Genomic DNA, 16,406 nt, shown 5'->3' on the forward strand with positions numbered 1-16,406 from the left:
ACGGGCAGGCCGGGCGCGAGCTCGCCCCGGGGCCCGGCGCCGGTGGGCCGGTGTTCATCGCGCACGTCGGCGGCGGCCAGGACCCGGCCACCGGCAGCCGCACACCGGCCGGCGTCAAGTTGCTCTCCCGGCAGTGGCGCTGCCCCGAGCCGGGCTGCGCGCTGTTCGGCGGCGGCGGGGGCGGCGGCGCGTTCGCCGACCTGGCCGCCGTGGACCGGGCGCCGGCCGAGCAGCCGCCACCCACGCTGCGCACCGGCGCACCGACCTGCCCCCGGCACGGCGCGCGGCTCTCCGACGCCGGTCCGCGCCCGCGTACCGAGGTGCTCGCGGTGCGCATCGGCGGGCTGGTGCGCAAGCGGTTCGCGCTCACCGAGACCGAGCCGGTGCAGGTCGGCCGGGCGCCGGAGGGGCCGGGCGCGGTGACGCTGGGCCAGTGGCTCAACGACGAGGCCCGGCGCTGGATCAGCCGCAGCCACATCCGGCTGGAGCTGCGCGTGGGCGAGGTGGTGGTCACCGACACCAGCACCAACGGCTCCGGCGTACGCCCGGGTGGCTCGATGGCGGAGAACGAGCGGATCGCGCTGGCGCCGCAGCAGTCCCGGGTGCTCGCCGAGGGGGACCTGATCGAGCTGTACCCGGGCGTGCAGGTGGGCCGCGCCGCCCAGATGAGCAGCGACGCCACGTACACCCCGAACTCGGTGATGGCCGAGGCGCCGACGATGGCGATGCGGCTGCCACGTCAGTGACCCGCACGCGAAGGCGCCGGGACCGTCGCGGTCCCGGCGCCTTCTCGCGTACGGCCTCAGCCGGCCAGCACGGCGGCGAGCTGCGCCACCGCGTGGTCGATCTCCTCTTCGGTGATCACCAGCGGCGGGGCGAGCCGGATGGTCGAACCGTGCGTGTCCTTGGCGAGCACACCCCGCTCCATCAGCAGCTCGCACGCCTGCCGGCCGGTCATCAGCGCCGGGTCGATGTCCAGCCCGGCCCACAGGCCGCGCCCGCGTACCGCCACCAGGCCCTTGCCGATCAGGCCGCGCAGGCCGGCGTGCAGCCGCTCGCCCAGCTCGGCCGAGCGGCGCTGGAACTCGCCGGTCGCCAGCAGCCGGACCACCTCGGTCGCGACCGCGCAGGCAAGCGGGTTGCCGCCGAACGTCGAGCCGTGCTGGCCCGGCTGGAGCACGCCCAGCACGTCGCGGTTCGCGGCCACCGCCGACACCGGCACGATGCCGCCGCCGAGCGCCTTGCCGAGCAGGTACATGTCCGGCTCGACGCCCTCGTGCTCGCAGGCGAACGTCGCGCCGGTACGCCCCAGACCCGACTGGATCTCGTCGGCGACGAACAGCACGTTGCGCTCGGTGCAGACCCGGCGCACACCCGGCAGGTAACCCTCCGGCGGCACCACGACGCCCTGCTCACCCTGGATCGGCTCCAGCAGCACGGCCACCGTGTTCTCGTCGATCGCCTCGGTCAGCGCGGCCAGGTCGCCGTAGGGGACCACAGTGAAACCCGGGGTGTACGGCCCGAAGTCGGCGCGTGCGTCCTCGTCGGTGGAGAAGCTGACGATGGTGGTCGTACGGCCGTGGAAGTTGCCCTCCGCCACCACGATGTTGGCCTGGCCCGGCGTGACGCCCTTGACCTGGTAGCCCCACTTGCGGGCCACCTTGATGCCGGTCTCCACCGCCTCGGCGCCGGTGTTCATCGGCAGCACCAGGTCCTTGCCGCAGAGCACGGCCAGCTCGCGGCAGAAGTCGGCGAACTGGTCGTGGATGAACGCGCGGCTGGTCAGCGTGAGCCGGTCGAGCTGCGCGTGCGCGGCCTCGATCAGCTTCGGGTGCCGGTGGCCGAAGTTCAGCGCCGAGTATCCCGCCAGGCAGTCCAGGTAGCGGCGGCCGTCCACGTCGGTCAGCCAGGCGCCCTCGGCCGACGAGATCACCACGGGCAGCGGGTGGTAGTTGTGCGCCGTGTGACGCTCCGCGTCCCGGACCGCGGACGGAGTCCGCAGCATGTCGTCGATGATCACTTGCTCGCCTTTCCCTGACGGAGTCGCAACGTGCAGCACTTCGGTCCGCCGCCGGCCTTGCGCAGCTCGGACAGGTCGATCCCGATGGTCTCGTAGCCCCGGTCGCGCAGCTTCGCGGCCAAGTCGGTGGCCTGCGCGGGCAGCACCACGTGCCGGCCGTCGCTCACCGCGTTCAGGCCCAGCACCTCGGCGTCGGCCATGGTGGCGTGGATCGCGTCCGGGAACAGCCGGCGCAGCACCGCCCGGCTGCCAGGGGAGAACGCCTCCGGCAGGTACGCCACGGTGCGCTCGTCGAGCACGGTGAGCGCGGTGTCCAGGTGGTAGAAGCGGGGATCCACCAGCTGCATGGTGACCACCGGGTAGCCGAAGACCTCCTGGAGCTGCGCGTGCGAGGCGTGCGCGGTGCGGAACCCGGTGCCGGCGAGCAGGTGGTCACCGGCCAGCAGGATGTCGCCCTCGCCCTCGTTGACGTGCTTCGGGTCGTACATCTCGAAGCCGGCGGCCTCGAACCAGGCCCGGTACGCGGGCGCCTCGTCCGCGCGCTGCGGGTCGCGGAATTGCACCGCCATGGCCTTGCCGTCGATCACGGTGCCGCCGTTCGCGGCGAAGACCATGTCCGGCAGGCCGGCGACCGGCTCGATCAGGTCGACCTCGTGGCCCAGGTCGAGGTACGTGCGCCGAAGCTGCTCCCACTGCCGGATCGCCAGGTCGGCGTCGACCGGGGCGGTCGGGTCCATCCACGGGTTGATCGCGTAGTCGACGGCGAAGTACGTCGGCCGGCACATCAGAAAGCGCTGGCGGATGGCGTCCATCGTCATGTCGTGCTCCCAGGGTCGGGCGCGCCCGGCCACCGTCGGCCCACGGGCTGGCGCCGTGGTCCAACGTTATGCGGCCCGGGTAGACGACATCCACCGCGAGAAGTTGCGTTGAGCAGCGAATCGTTGCGTTGAGCCACTGGGCGGCGAACGATCGTTGCGTCGACGCCGGACACACTTCGGGGGCGGCGAACCGCCGCCCCCGAAAGAGGTGTTGCCCGGCCGGTGAACCACCGGAGCTGATCAGGCTGCCGACGCCCTGCGTCGGCGATCGGGACAGTGCCCGTCAGAACCAGTTGGCAAACTGTGAGTCGAGCCACTCGCGGAAGCGGCCCGCCCAGTCGCCGTCGGTGGTCGGCCAGTCGAACTGGCCGGTCATCGCCACGATGCCGAGCACCACCGCGGCCAGGCCGACGGCGATGCCGATCAGCGCGTCGGTCTTGCCCGCCACGTGCCGGCGACGGGTGGCGATCAGGCCCAGCACGGCCAGCACCGCGCCGGCCGCGCCGACGCCGATGCCGTACCCGGCGAGCGTGCCGGAGAGCACGAACAGCGCCCCGACCACGGAGACGATCAGGCCGAGCGTGGCGAGCAGGCTGGCCCGGGGACGCTTCGTGGTGTACGGCTCCGGCCGGTCCACCCGACCGTCGCCGTCGGTGTCCGTACCGTCGGGGCGGCCGTCCCGGTCGAGGTCGGCGCGGCCGTCGCGGTCCAGGTCGGTGGTGCGCTCGGCGACGGGCGCCGCGCCGGCGGTCCGCGCGTCGGTCACCGGAACGGTCCGCGTGTCGGCGTCGACCCGGCGGCCGGTGACCGCACGCGCCGCCGCGCCCCGGTCCGCGGCCCGCCGCCGTGCCTCCGCCTCCCGCTCGTCGTCGGCCGCCACGGTCCGGCGGCCGATCGTCGTGGTCGCCGTCCGGCCGTCGGTGGTGGCGTCGAGGTCGCGTGCGTCCCGGTCGGTCGCCGCGTCCCGGGCGCGCTCGTCGTCGGTGGCGGTGGCGGCGCTGCGGTACGTGGTCCGCTCCTCGTCGCGGTCGGTGACCACCGGCCGGTCGGCCGGCTGCTCGGAGGTCCGGTCGCGTTCGTCGACGACACCGTCGCCGTTGGTATCGGTACTGGTCGCCGGAGCGTTCCGGCGGGACAGGATCTTCACTGTGGCACCTCCTGATCCAGGCGCGGAGGCCGCGCATGACATGCAGGAAGTACCCAGGGGTGCCGAAATCGACACCCCCGGGCTCGCTCCGCACGCTCAGGCGTGCCGTCCGGTCACGCCACCGTGCGTGACCACTGCTGGTTGGTGCCCGAACCGCAGGTGTACTGCTGGACGTCCGCGCCGTCGCCGGTGCCGGCGTTGACGACGTCCAGGCACTTGCCGCTGTGCCGGGCCCGCAACTGGAACCAGCCGTCGCGCGCGGCCCACTGCCACTGCTGGTTGGCGCCGCTGCCGCAGGTGTACTGGATGATGTTGGCGCCGTCGGCGGTGCTCGCGCTGGCGACGTCGAGACACTTGCCGCTCGCGGCGTTGACGAGGCGGAACCATCCGCCGCCGGCGTCCTGGAACTCCCACCTCTGGTTCCCGCCGCCGTTCCAGCTCCACTGCTTGACCTCGGCGTTGTTCGCCGTGGAGCCGTTGATCACGTCCAGCACCCGGCCGCTGTGCCGGGCGGTGACGCGGTAGTAGGCGGGCGAGTTGCCGGTGACGGTGCCCGCCGCCGCGTCGATGGTGACCGACGGGTACCAGGTCAGGCTCATGCTGGTGGCGGTCGGAAAGGCGATCGGCAGCCACACGTACTGGGAGTCGTTGGCCGGGCCGCCCCACGCTCCGGCCCACCTGTCACCCAGATAGAGGTAGCTGGTGCCGGACGTGCCCTGGATCGGCAGCACGAACGCCGGCTGCGAGTTGAACGTGGTGCCGTTGCCCACGTCGGTCCAGCCGCTCCACGGTCCCGAGATGCTCGACGCGGTGGCGTACCGGGCCTGGTTCGGGCTCCACCCCGTCGCCCCCGACGTCAGCAGGAAGTAGGTGCTGCCCCGCTTGAACATCGCCGGCGCCTCGCGGTGCGCGCCGTCCCAGAAGTTGCCCACCAGGGTGGCCACGTTGAGGTAGTCCGACGTGAGCCGGTAGATGTTCAGGTCGTAGTTGTCGTCGGCGGCCGAGATCATGTACGCGGTGCCGTTGTCGTTGTAGAGCGTGATGTCCCGGGACATGTGCTGCCCGAGCGGCCGGAAACTGCCGTGATAGGTGTAGTTGCCGTCCACAGTGGCCGAGGAGGCGACAGCCGCCCGGGCCTCGTTGTAGTCGGACCCGTTCTCCTTGTGCATCCACATCACGAACGGGCCGGTGGCGGCGTTGTAGATGACCTTCGGCCGTTCGATGTTGGCGACCCGCAGCTCGGCCGCCGACGACTGGGTGAGCACGTTGTTGCGGAACTCCCAGGTGCGCAGGTCCGTCGAGCGGTAGACGGAGACCGCCCGGAACGTGTTGTCCGGGTTGCGGTTCTCGCCGAACCAGTAGTAGTAGTCGCCGACCTTGAGCACGCCGCCGCCGTGGGCGTGCACCACGGCGCCGCTCGTGTCGGTGAACTGGGTGCCGTTGGTGACTGTCACCGGCGCCGCCAGCGCGCCCGCCGCCGGTCCCAGCACCGCCGCCGCGAGAGCCACCGCGAGCGCCACCACGACCGCGCCGTACCGTGTCGTCCCTCGCACGGCTGTCACCTGCCACACTTCGGCGTGATGGTGCCGGGCGTCGCGCCGGCCGCCACGAGCAGGCCGAACGTCGTCGAGCCACCCGGCGGCAGCGTCCCGTTCCAGGAGGCGTTGCGGACCGCGACGTCCTGGCCGGTGCCCTCCGCCACCCCACCCCAGACCGACTGGATGCGCTCGTCACCCGACCAGCGCCAGGAGACGAGCCAGCCCGGTGCCGGCTCGGCGCCGTCGTTGCGGACGGTGACCGTGGCGACGAAGCCACCGCCCCAGCCGGCGTCGATCGTGGCCGTCGCGGAGCAGGTTCCCGACGTCCGGGCCGGCCCGCCGATCACGTACGGGTCCCGTGTGCCGTGGGTGTCGCCGAACCGGAACCAGTAGTCGGTGTCGGGGGCCAGGCCGGTGACTGTCACCTTTCCCTGGCGCTCCGGCCCCGTGACGGCTTCGGCCACCGGGTTGCGCCACGCGGCGGCGTCCTCGCGGCTGGTGAAGAGGCTGACGAGGAGCGGCGGGTCGTAGCCGCAGGGCGGGCTGAGCACCATCCAGTAGGTGATGGTGACGCTGGTCGCGGTGGCCCCGGTCACCTGGCCCGTGACCGGCAGCGCCGGCGGGCAGGCGAAGGTGGGCGTGGGAGTGGGCGTCGCCGTGGTGGCGGCCGTCATCGCCGTGGCGGCGGGTGACTGGTCGGCACCGGCCGAGACGGTCAGGCCGGTCAGGGCGAGGGTGGCGGCCAGTGCTGCGCCGAGCGTACGGAGCATGTGTCTCTCCCGAGCTGGGGGGCGCCGGGGGCGGTCGGCGCCGGAGTGGTGGTGGACCGCGATGTCGCCGCCGTAGCGACACGGCGGAGCGCCGGAGACGACTGCCCGGCACCGGGGTGGCACATCACCCCGCGCTTGTCCCTCCGGCGAGATCGAGCGGCTCGCACTGGCTCCCGAGCGCTACCGCCGCCAGTCTTTCAGTCGACGAACATCGATTCAACGTCGTCTCAGGACCCGACGTCGCCGGCGGTCCGATCCGCTGGCTACGCTTGGTCGTTGTGCCAGAGGGACACACCATCCACCGCCTCGCCGCCCGGCACGCCGAGCTGTTCGCGGGCGACAAGGTGCACGCCGACAGCCCGCAGGGCCGCTTCGCCGAGGGCGCGGCCCGCCTCAGCGGCACCGTCCTGGACGGCACCGAGGCGTACGGCAAGCACCTGCTGCACCACTACGCCGGCGAGCTGACGCTGCACGTACACCTGGGTCTGTACGGGAAGTTCGCCGACGGGCCCGGGGAACCGCCGTCCCCGGTCGGGCAGGTGCGGCTGCGCCTGCACAGCGACCGGAACTGGCTGGAGCTGCGCGGCCCGACCGCCTGCGAACTGCTGACCCCGCCCGAGGTGACGGCGCTGCGCGACCGGCTCGGGCCGGACCCGCTGCGCGCCGACGCCGACCCCGACCGGGCGTACGCGCGGATCCGCCGCAGCCCCACCCCGCTCGCCGCGCTGCTGCTGGACCAGTCGGTGGTGGCCGGCACCGGCCTGATCTTCGTGACCGAGGCGCTGTTCCGGGCCGGCCGGCCGCCGCTGCTGCCCGGCCGCGACCTGAGCGCGGCCGGCTGGGCCGAACTCTGGACGGACCTGGTGACGCTGATGACCCGCGCGGTCGAGCGGGGCCGGATCGACACGGTGCGCGACGCCGACCTGCCCGAGGTCACCGGCCGCGCGCCGCGCGTCGACCGGCACGGCGGCGAGGTGTACGTCTACCGCCGCCCCGGCGCGCCCTGCCACGTCTGCGGCACCGAGGTGAGCCGGGGCACGCTGGCCGGACGCAACCTGTCCTGGTGCCCCACCTGCCAGGCGGGCTGACTCACATCTCGTCGAGCAGCCAGCGGGCCGCCTCGACCTTGCCGGGGAAGACCTGGTCGCCGCCGATGCACCAGGCCACCGTCTGGCCGATCGCCCAGCCGCGTACCCGCTCCCGGTCCAGGCCCAGCTCGGCGCTGAGACGGTCGAGCCGGTGCCGGACCGCCGCGGGGGAGTGGCCCAGCTCGGCGCCGCGCACCAGCGGCACCACCGCGAACTCCCGCTCGCCGACCAGCGGCTTCGGGTCGATCACCAGCCACGGATCGCGTCCCGCCGCCAGGATGTTGCCGGCGTGCAGGTCCTGGTTGACCAGCACCTGCTCACCCTGGCTCGGCGCCAGGTCGGCGAGCAGCCCGAGCGCGGCGTCCAGCAGCCGCCGCTCGTACGGGCGGTTGGCCCGCTGCCAGTTGCCCGGCATCCGCTCCGCCCAGCCGGCCGCCTCCTCGGCGAGCGAAGTGAACGGCGGTCCGGCCGGCACCCCGAGGCGGGGCAGCAGCTCGACCGCCACGTCCAGCGCGGCGTCGGGCGGCAGGCCGTACAGCGGGGTGCCGGGGTCACAGCGCTCGACGAGCAGCGCGCGCCGGCCCGGATCGTGGGCGAGCAGCCGGATCGCGCCCCGGCCGTCCCAGTGCGCCAACGCGGTGGCCTCGTGACGGCTGTCGTCGTCCGGATACTGCAGCTTCAGCACCGCCCGCGTCCCGTCGGGCAGCGTCGCGGGCAGCGCCAGCGACGCGAACGCGTACCCGAACGGCGGCCCGACCGTCAGCTCCCACCGTGCGATGCACGTGGCGAGCCGGTCCGGCAGCTCCGCGAGCCAGGCCCGCCCGGCCTCCGTCCGCTCGACCCAGCGCAGGCTCTCAGGAATGTCACACCCCATCCGGTCATCCTGGCCGAGCGAGGCGACCGGCCGTGCACCGCGGCGTCCTCGACGCGCACGCCGACGAAGTGACGCTCATGGCCGTCCCGGCCCTCGCCGAGCGGCCTGACGAAGACGAGATGGATCAACCGGACGGTGCTCATCTGCCCGAGATCACCGCCGACGCCGGTCCCACCCTTGACGCAGCCACGCCTCCCACCACCTCGCCGAGGTGGTGGCATCATCACCCTTGATCAACACCACCTCGCCGAGGTGGTGGTGTCGCGGAGCCGTTGATGCCACCACCTCGGCGACCTGGTGTTGATCAAGCTGGGCCGTGGCTGTCAGTCGTCGTGCCCGGCCCGGTGCCCGTCCGGATCTACCGTCCGTCCGGGGTCGGTCGGCGGCGGCGGGCCAGCAGCATCAGGCCGGCGCCGACGATCAGGAGAGCCCCGCCGCCAGCCACCAGCGGCGCGGTGGCGGGACCGGTGATCGGAAGCCCTCCGGTGCCTCCGCCTCCGACGGTGCCACCGCCTCCGCCGCCGCCCGGCGAGGGCTCGCCGCCGGGTGTCGACACGCGTACGGTGACCACCTCGGACACGCCGATCAGCGCCGGGTCTTCACTCGGGACGACCACGCGGTAGCGCAAGGTGCCGGGTGTCTTCGGCGTGATGGGGATGCGGTACGCGCCGCGGTCGCCGTTCGTCAGGTCGGCGGCCACCTTCCGCCACGTCCTGCCCTGGAGTTGCTGTAGTTCGATGTTCCAGCCGGCGTCGGGCTTCACCTCGCCGGTGATGGTGACTGTGGTGCCGGGCGTGACGGTGGTGCGGTTCGCTTTCGCCGTGACTGTCGGCTTCACCCGGGGATGGTCTGCCGTGACGACGATGTAGGACGGTGCGACCCTCGAGTTGGACGGACGGGTGATGCCGACGCACTTGAGGTAGCTGTCGCCCTTCGGATAGGTCCGGGAGAACGTCCCGTCGGCCTTGGTGGTGCCGTTGGGCTCGCTGTGATATTCAACGCAGAGGTTGTCGGTGCCGAAGAAGATGGGCTGGTTACCGATGCCCTCGCCGGTGTCCTCGTAGTAGAACCGTCCCGCCACGGTCAGCGGTCCGTCACCGACCAGCGGGTTCGGGGTGAGACGCATGGTGACCGCGGGCCGGTGTGTGCCGGTGACCTCCAGCCTGGTGTCCGCCGAGGCGGGCGGGTCGACGTCGAGCCGGTTCCAGGCGGCGTCCGTAGCCACCAGGTGGTTGACCTCCCAGGTGCCGTTCCAGGTCGACGGCACCTGGATCGTCGCGCTCCAGGTGCCGTCCTGCGGGGTGCCGGCGGTGAGCGACAACTCGGCGCCGTCGGTGCGGTCCGTGCCGACGAGGCGCAGACCGACGTAAGGCAGGGAGCCGCCGTCCATCTCGGAGGCCTCGACCACGCCGGTGTCGTCGGTCAGGTGCACCGTCACCGTCACCGGCACCAGGTCGACGCCCGAGACGGAGACCGCGTCGGGTGAGACCGTGACGTCCACCAGCACCGGTGGCGTTTGGTCCGCCGCGGCCGCAGGGGAAGGCGTGGCGGTTGCGGAGGGCGTGGCGGTTGCGGAAGGTGCGGCGGTTGCGGGCGGCGCGGCGACGAGGACACCGCCGGGCAGCAGGAGAAGAGCCGTCGCGGCCATGCGCCACACTCGCATGTCGGTGCCCCTTCCGAGGTTGACCGGTAACGGAGAGTTCTCCTGTCAGTACCGTACTCCGTCGATGTGTTGCCGGCTGCCCCGTCGGCCTGTCGATTCGCCGGGACGGTCGGCCGAGGACCCCGGCCGACCCGCCCTCCGACTCGGCCGGCGGCTCAGCGCAGCCGGCGGATGTCCCCGTATGCCCGGTAGAAGCCGCCCCGGCCGGACTCGCGGATCTCGGTGACCAGGAAGCGCGCGCCCGGTTCGCGGATGCCCTTGGGGAACTGCACCGGCCAGTCCCGCCGGTAGCCGTCGGCCAGAACGTGGACGCGCAGCCGGCCGCCCTGCTCGACGCACTGCACCAGCACGCCGTCGCGGTCGTCGGTGGTCACCTCGACGGACGTCCAGGCGGCCGGCTCGGGCAGCCGGGCCGGCGCCTTCACGTCGACCACGTCCGGCACGCTGCCCGCCTCGGCCGCCCGGATCGCCGCCTCGCTCGCGTCGATGCAGGCTAGGTGGCCGCTCGTGGTGACCACGTAGAGCCGATTGTCGTGGTACTGCATCGAGTACGCCGAGCCGCAGCCGGTGCCCAGCTTCCACAGCCGGTTGCCGGCCTGGTCGAAGCAGTAGATCGAGGACGCGCTGTCGCCCGCGAACACGTACCGGCCGCCCTCGGCGGTGGCGCAGGAGAAGACCGCGGCGTCACAGCGGTACGTCTGCTCGGCCCGCCCGTCCTTGCGCAGGCGGACCACCTCGCGGGTGCCGGTGCCGGCGAACACGGCGTCCCGTTCCTGCCAGCCGAACAGGACCGCCCCGGTGCCGGTGTGCCACAGTTCCCGCCCGGTACGCCAGTCGTAGCCGGTGACCCCCTGCGAGTGGCCGTGGTAGATCGCGTCGGCGTCGCAGCGCACCATCCACGCGGACCGGCCGCGCCCCGGCCGGCGCCAGAGGAACTCGTCCTCGTGGTCGATCGCCGAGATGCCGCCGTCGCGATCGGACACGCCCAGCACGCCGTCGTGGATGTCCAGCCAGTAGATGTCGATCTCGGGCGCGATCGCGTACGCCGCGCGCGGCACCTTGCCGGACAGGTCGTAGACGTTGCCGTCGTCGCAGCCGGCGTAGACCCAGGCGTCGTCGGCGACGATGCACTTCACCCCGTCGGGGAGCCGGACCTGGTTGAGCAGCCGGGCGTCGTGGTCGAGCGTGGTGATCACGCCGTGCTCGTTGCCGACCATGCAGTGCCGGTCGTCGACGAAGATGCCGAAGGCGGGCGCGCCCGAGGCGTACCGCCAGAGGACCGGCGCGGTGCGGGCGGTGGAGCGGGTGCTGACGATCTGCCGGCGCGAGACCGTGCGCTTCTGGCGTACGCCGCGCACCGCCGGGGCGTACCCCTTGCGGACCTTCTCGCCGATCTTCTTCGCGGCGGCGGCGCGGGCGCGGGCGTTGTCCGGGAAGGTGCTCGTCTTCACCTGGCCCTGGTCGCCGATGCGCCCGTAGCGCACGGTCATCGCGGTGTCGTCGACCACCACCTCGTAGAACTTGTGCGCTCCACCGTCTACTTCGGACAGTTCGAGGTAGGTCGTCTCCTGTGACATGGGGGTTTACCTCCGAGGGGAAGTGCCGGACCGGCAACGCGCACACGCTAACGCCGGGCACCGACAAACCCGGGTCTCGGTGTTAAGAAGGGGCCCTTCCTCTACCGGAGGCGTTAATAGGGGGCCCTTCCTTACACAGCGGCGGCGAGGGCGTCGACGGCCTTGCGGGCGGCGATCAGCACCGGGTCCCACACCGGGGCGTACGGCGGCGCGTACCCCAGGTCGAGCGCTGTCATCTCGTCCACCGTCATGCCGTTCCACAGCGCCACGGCGAGCGCGTCGATCCGCTTGGCCGCCTCGGACCAGCCGACGATCTGCGCCCCGAGCAGCCGCCCGCTGGGCCGCTCGGCGATCAGCTTGACCGTCATCGGACGCGAGCCGGGGTAGTAGCCGGCCCGGTTCGTCGACTGGGCCAGCACCGTGACGAACTCGAAGCCGGCGTCCAGCGCGTCCCGCTCGCGCAGCCCGGTGCGGCCCACCTCCAGCTCGCAGACCTTGGTGACGGCGGTGCCGATCACGCCGGGGAAGGTGGCGTAGCCGCCGCCGATGTTGATGCCGGCGACGCGGCCCTGCTTGTTGGCGTGCGTGCCGAGCGGGATGTGTACCGGCATGCCGCTGACCCGGTGCAGCGACTCCACGCAGTCGCCCGCCGCCCAGACACCGGGCACGCCGGGCACCCGCATCCGGCGGTCGGTCCGCACCGCGCCGGAGGGACCGATCGGCAGGCCGGCGGCCTCGGCGAGCGCGGTGTTGGGGCGTACCCCGAGACCCAGGACCACGACGTCGGCCGGGACCGGTCCCTCGTCGGTGACCACGGCGGAGATCCGGCCGTCCCGCTCCTCCAGCCCGGTGACGGTGAGGCCGGTGCGGACGCCGATGCCGGTGCCGCGCATCGCGTCGGCCACCAGCTCGCCCATGTCCGGGTCCACAGTCGACATCGGCTGGTCGGCCTGCTCCACGAGCTGGACGGAGAGCCCGCGCTGCACGAGCGCCTCGGCCATCTCGACGCCGACGTAACCGCCGCCGACGACGACCGCGCGCCGGGGCCGGGGCTCGCGTTCGAGCCAGTCGATGAGCGCCGCGCCGTCGTCCAGCGTCTGCACGCCGAACACGCCCGACACGTCGTCGCGTGCCCAGTCCGGCTGCACCGGGGACGCGCCGGTGGCGTACACCAGGGTGTCGAAACCGGCGCGGACCTCGCCGCCGCCGTCCAGGTCCCGCGCGATCACCTCGCGGCGGTCCAGGTCGATGGCGGTGACCTCGTGCCGGGTACGGACCTCGATGCCGAAGTCGTCGCGGAAGGTCTGCGGGTCACGGGAGATCAGTTCGTCCCGCTCCTCCACGAGGCCGCTCACCCAGTAGGGGATGCCGCAGGCCGAGTAGGAGGTGAAGTGCCCCCGCTCGAACGCGACGATCTCCAGGTCGGAGCGGTCGCGGCGGCGGCGACGCGCCTGCGACGCCGCCGACATGCCGGCGGCGTCGCCGCCGATGACGATCATGCGCTCCGCCACGCCGCCCATCCTGTCACGCCGGGACACGGCCGTGCGGCCGCTCAGCCACGGGTCTGGCGTGCCACGTCCGTGACCACGTCGACGAGCCGCCCGGTACGCGCGAACACCGCCCGCTGCCGGGCCGCTCCGCTGCCGTGCCGGCGCAGCCCGCCCAGCAGGTCGGTCACCCGGTCCAGGTCGCCGTGCCGATCCAGTTCCGGGCGCAGCCGGTCGACGAGCCGGTCCAGCAGCTCCCAGGCCGGGCGCAGCTCGCCGTCGGTGAGGTCGACGCCCTCGCCCTCCAGCCCGTCGTGGGCGGCCCGCCAGTGCGCCGCGACGAGCAGGTGGTGGTCGGTGTTGACGGCGGGACGGCCGGCGGCGATGTCGGTGAGCGCGGTCGCCACGAGCGCGCGGACCAGCGCGGCGACGAGCACCGCGTCGTCCACGGTCGGGCAGACGTCGCCGATCCTGATCTCCACGGTGGGGTACTTGGCGGAGAGCCGGGCGTACCAGTAGAGCATTCCCTCGTCCAGCATCACGCCGCTGGCGATGAGCTGCCGGATGAGCCGCTCGTAGTGCTCGTGCGACTCCAGGTACGGGGTGGGCGCGACCGACGGCCAGCGTTCCCACTCCACCGAGCGCCAGCTCGCGTACCCGGTGTCCTCGCTGCGGGAGAACGGGGAGTTCGCGGTGACCGCCTGTAGGATCGGCAGCCACGGCCGGACGTGGTTGAGCACCTGCACGCCGGTGTCCGGGTCGGGGATGCCGACGTGCACGTGCATGCCGTTGTTGCCGGGCCCGGGCACCAGCAGCCGGAACCGCTCGATCATCCGGTCGAAGCGGGGCTTGTCCACCACCGGCGGCACCGGCCCGTCGACCGGTCCGGTGCCGATCGCGAGCAGCCGTACGCCGGCCCGCTCGGCCGCGTCGGCCAGTTCGGCGCGCAGCATCGACAGCGAGTGCCGGATCGAGGACAGGTCCAGCCCGGGCGGGCTGCCGATCTCGATCTGGCTGGTCTGGAACTCGCGCTCCACCTGACCGCGCAGCTCCGCCGGCACCTGCTCCATGACCAGGTCGACGGCGGGTACGGCGGTCCCGGTGTGCGGGTCGGCGAGCAGGAACTCCTCCTCGACGCCGACTGTCAGCAGGTCGGTTCCGCCCGACGCGGCGCTCCGCTCCCGCTCCGCCACTGAGCCGCTCATCGCCACCACCGTCTCCTCCGGACCACTCGCGGCACGGTGCCGCGTGGCCGAGGACCTGTTACCCACCGTGTCCGTTCCGGAAAACGTGCCGGTGGGCGTGTCGGCGCCGGTTCGCCCGTTCGGGTCGGTCGAGTGCGTTCGCGCACGGGGCAGCAGGGCGTGACACGGCGGGATACCGTTGTCGCGTGGCGGGGATGCTGGCGGTGCTGACGGGGGCGTGGGCGTACGCGCTCGCCCTGTTCGCCGACCGGCCGGCCGGGCTGCTCGCCGGCGCGGCGGTGGTCGCCGCGCTGCTGCTCGCCACCCTGCTCGCGCTGCGGGTCCGCGCGCTGCCCACGCCGCCCGGCACCCGGTTCGCCGCCGCGTTGCGGGCCCGCGCCCGCCGTCGCGGCGTTCCCCGCCAGGTCGACCCGAACGCGCCGGGGCGTCCGCGCCCCCGCGCACCCGGCCTGCGCCCCTCGGCCGCGTAGCCACCCTCCGGCCCGCGCCGGCGGGCCGCCGTTTCCTTCCCGGCTTTCGCGGCCGATTCCGTCGTCATCCGTCCCGCCGTGCGGCACGTCGCCGCCCGGGACACCCGGAATCGCCACCGAGGGGTCCACCCATGCTCGCCTTCGCACCGTTGCACTCCGCGGCGTCGGCCGCGGCCACCGTCGTCACCTGGCTCGCCGACGTGCTCGCCCCGCTCACCGGCGGCGCCGCCACGGCGGCCGCCATCGTCCTGTTCACCGCCGCGGTCCGGCTGCTGATCTCGCCGCTGACAGTGGCCCAGGTCCGCGGGGAGCGGCGCCGGACCGCACTCGCCCCCGAGGTACGGGAACTCCAGCGCCGGTACGCCGACGACCCGGCCCGCCTCCAGACCGAGTTGTTCGCGCTCTACCGCAACGCCGGGGCCAGTCCGGTCGCGGGCTGCCTGCCGGCGCTGTTGCAGGCGCCGTTCTTCCTGGTCATGTACCGCCTGTTCGCCACCGGTGACGGCGCGCCGCAGCTGCTGGGGGAGCGGCTGGCCGGCGTACCGCTGGGGTGGCACCTCGGCGACGGCCTGGCCGGCCCGGTGCCGCTGGTGTTCGGCGTGCTGCTGGCCGCGTTGCTCGCGCTGGCCTGGTGGTCGTCGCGGCGGATGCGCCGGGCGGCAGCCGCTACCGGCACGGTTGCCGGGACGCCGACCGAGGGTCCGGGCGCGGCGGTGCTCGGCCGGCTGCTGCCGCTGCTGCCGTACGGCACGGTGCTCGTCGCGCTGGTGGTGCCGCTGGCGGCGGTGCTCTATCTGGTGACCACCACGGCGTGGACGGCGCTGGAGCAGGTGGTGCTGCGTCGCCCGCAGCCGGCGGCAGCCATCGACAAGCGTTGACAAGTGCGGGGGCGGGCGCGTAGAAATCGCTCTCAGAGAGCGCTCTCCCGGACCCGTCCCCGCAGAGAGGCACCCCGAATGAACCCGATCCCGGCGGCTCCGGCCGCCTCCGCCACCGTGCCCCGATCGCGCCGCCGCCTCGCCCTGGCCGCGGGTGTGCTCGCGCTCACCACAGCGCTCGCGGGCGTCTCGATGACCGCCCAGGCCGCGGTGCCCCCGACTCCCTCCGGCTGGAGCCTGGTGTGGAGCGACGACTTCACCGGCTCGGCCGGCACGCTGCCCTCGTCCGCCAACTGGATCATCGATACCGGCACCAGCTACCCGGGCGGCCCGGCCAACTGGGGCACCGGCGAGATCCAGACCTACACCTCCAGCACCGCCAACCTGGCCCACGACGGCTCGGGCAACCTGCGCATCACGCCGCTGCGGGACTCGGCCGGCCGCTGGACCTCGGCCCGGATCGAGACGGTACGGGCGAACTTCAAGCCGCCGTCGGGCGGCGTGCTGGCCCTGGAGGGCCGGATCCAGATGCCGAACGTGACCGGCGCGGCGGCATCCGGGTACTGGCCGGCGTTCTGGGCGCTCGGCTCGCCGTACCGGGGCAACTACCAGAACTGGCCTGGTATCGGCGAGTTCGACGTGATGGAGAACGTCAACGGGATCAACTCGGTCTGGGGCGTGCTGCACTGCGGCGTCGCGCCGGGCGGCCCGTGCGGGGAGTTCAACGGCATCGGCGCGTCCCGGGCCTGCCCGGGCAGCACCTGCCAGTCGGCGTTCCACACCTACCGGTTCGAGTGGGACGCCTCGATCAGCCCGCAGCAGCTGCGCTGGTACGTCGACGGCCAGCTCTTCCACACCGTCGGGCAGAACC

Annotated in this window: 15 protein-coding genes and 1 pseudogene; 6 read left to right on the forward strand and 10 right to left on the reverse strand. The window is 73.2% G+C overall.

The genetic code is table 11. The features are described from left to right. A pseudogene (locus tag KBX39_RS06180) lies at positions 1–746 on the forward strand (FHA domain-containing protein); the annotation flags it as partial. 56 nt (positions 747–802) lie between these two features. Here KBX39_RS06180 and rocD read toward each other — a convergent pair. The 5 genes from rocD to KBX39_RS06205 form a co-directional block, all read right to left on the reverse strand. After that, a complete protein-coding gene (gene rocD, locus KBX39_RS06185) occupies positions 803–2,017 on the reverse strand; it encodes an ornithine--oxo-acid transaminase (RefSeq protein WP_210869538.1) in 1,215 nt (404 codons plus the stop codon). Next, positions 2,017–2,832 carry a dimethylargininase gene (ddaH, locus tag KBX39_RS06190; protein WP_181373781.1) on the reverse strand — a complete coding sequence of 272 codons (816 nt, stop codon included), beginning with the start codon at positions 2,830–2,832 and terminating at the stop codon, positions 2,017–2,019. The genes rocD and ddaH overlap by 1 nt, the downstream gene beginning before the upstream one ends. 289 nt (positions 2,833–3,121) lie before the next feature. Next, positions 3,122–3,985: a DMT family transporter gene (locus KBX39_RS06195; protein ID WP_210869522.1), complete on the reverse strand. Its 864-nt coding sequence runs from the start codon at positions 3,983–3,985 to the stop codon at positions 3,122–3,124. Between the two features lie 113 nt (positions 3,986–4,098). Next, positions 4,099–5,538, reverse strand: a complete 1,440-nt coding sequence (locus tag KBX39_RS06200) for an RICIN domain-containing protein (RefSeq protein WP_210869524.1) — start codon at positions 5,536–5,538, stop codon at positions 4,099–4,101. A 5-nt stretch (positions 5,539–5,543) separates the two neighbouring features. Next, positions 5,544–6,293 (reverse strand): cellulose binding domain-containing protein, encoded by a 750-nt coding sequence (locus KBX39_RS06205; protein WP_210869526.1) that lies wholly within the window; start codon positions 6,291–6,293, stop codon positions 5,544–5,546. A gap of 278 nt (positions 6,294–6,571) precedes the next feature. On the opposite strand from KBX39_RS06205, the gene KBX39_RS06210 reads away from it, so the two are divergent. Next, positions 6,572–7,381: an Fpg/Nei family DNA glycosylase gene (locus KBX39_RS06210; RefSeq protein WP_210869528.1), complete on the forward strand. Its 810-nt coding sequence runs from the start codon at positions 6,572–6,574 to the stop codon at positions 7,379–7,381. 1 nt (position 7,382) lies between these two features. On the opposite strand, the gene KBX39_RS06215 is transcribed toward KBX39_RS06210, so the two are convergent. Beyond that, the gene (locus KBX39_RS06215; RefSeq protein WP_210869530.1) at positions 7,383–8,255 is read right to left on the reverse strand and encodes an aminoglycoside phosphotransferase family protein; all 873 of its coding nucleotides are present in this window, start codon (positions 8,253–8,255) and stop codon (positions 7,383–7,385) included. Positions 8,256–8,287: 32 nt separating this feature from the next. Between KBX39_RS06215 and KBX39_RS06220 the strand changes: the two genes are divergently transcribed. Next, the gene (locus KBX39_RS06220) at positions 8,288–8,488 is read left to right on the forward strand and encodes a hypothetical protein (protein ID WP_210869532.1); all 201 of its coding nucleotides are present in this window, start codon (positions 8,288–8,290) and stop codon (positions 8,486–8,488) included. Between the two features lie 125 nt (positions 8,489–8,613). Here KBX39_RS06220 and KBX39_RS06225 read toward each other — a convergent pair whose 3' ends face one another. From KBX39_RS06225 to KBX39_RS06240, 4 genes are all read right to left on the reverse strand, one after another. Continuing rightward, positions 8,614–9,762, reverse strand: a complete 1,149-nt coding sequence (locus tag KBX39_RS06225) for a hypothetical protein (RefSeq protein ID WP_210869534.1) — start codon at positions 9,760–9,762, stop codon at positions 8,614–8,616. A 311-nt stretch (positions 9,763–10,073) separates the two neighbouring features. Further along, entirely contained in the window at positions 10,074–11,495 is a 1,422-nt protein-coding gene (locus tag KBX39_RS06230) for a WGR domain-containing protein (RefSeq protein WP_166457177.1), read from the reverse strand. Between the two features lie 131 nt (positions 11,496–11,626). Then, a complete protein-coding gene (locus tag KBX39_RS06235) occupies positions 11,627–13,006 on the reverse strand; it encodes an FAD-dependent oxidoreductase (protein WP_210869536.1) in 1,380 nt (459 codons plus the stop codon). Between the two features lie 41 nt (positions 13,007–13,047). Continuing rightward, complete coding sequence (locus KBX39_RS06240; RefSeq protein ID WP_043328575.1) at positions 13,048–14,196, reverse strand: glutamate--cysteine ligase; 1,149 nt, start codon at positions 14,194–14,196, stop codon at positions 13,048–13,050. 185 nt (positions 14,197–14,381) lie between these two features. Between KBX39_RS06240 and KBX39_RS06245 the strand changes: the two genes are divergently transcribed. The 3 genes from KBX39_RS06245 to KBX39_RS06255 all read left to right on the forward strand — a co-directional run. Further along, the gene (locus KBX39_RS06245; protein WP_043328576.1) at positions 14,382–14,657 is read left to right on the forward strand and encodes a DUF6412 domain-containing protein; all 276 of its coding nucleotides are present in this window, start codon (positions 14,382–14,384) and stop codon (positions 14,655–14,657) included. Positions 14,658–14,788: 131 nt separating this feature from the next. Further along, positions 14,789–15,535 (forward strand): membrane protein insertase YidC, encoded by a 747-nt coding sequence (locus KBX39_RS06250; protein WP_043328577.1) that lies wholly within the window; start codon positions 14,789–14,791, stop codon positions 15,533–15,535. Positions 15,536–15,622: 87 nt separating this feature from the next. Next, on the forward strand, positions 15,623–16,406 hold a 784-nt coding region (locus tag KBX39_RS06255), incomplete at its 3' end, for a family 16 glycosylhydrolase (RefSeq protein ID WP_210869540.1).

Source organism: Micromonospora sp. D75, from assembly GCF_018070405.1.
Lineage (GTDB): Bacteria > Actinomycetota > Actinomycetes > Mycobacteriales > Micromonosporaceae > Micromonospora > Micromonospora chalcea.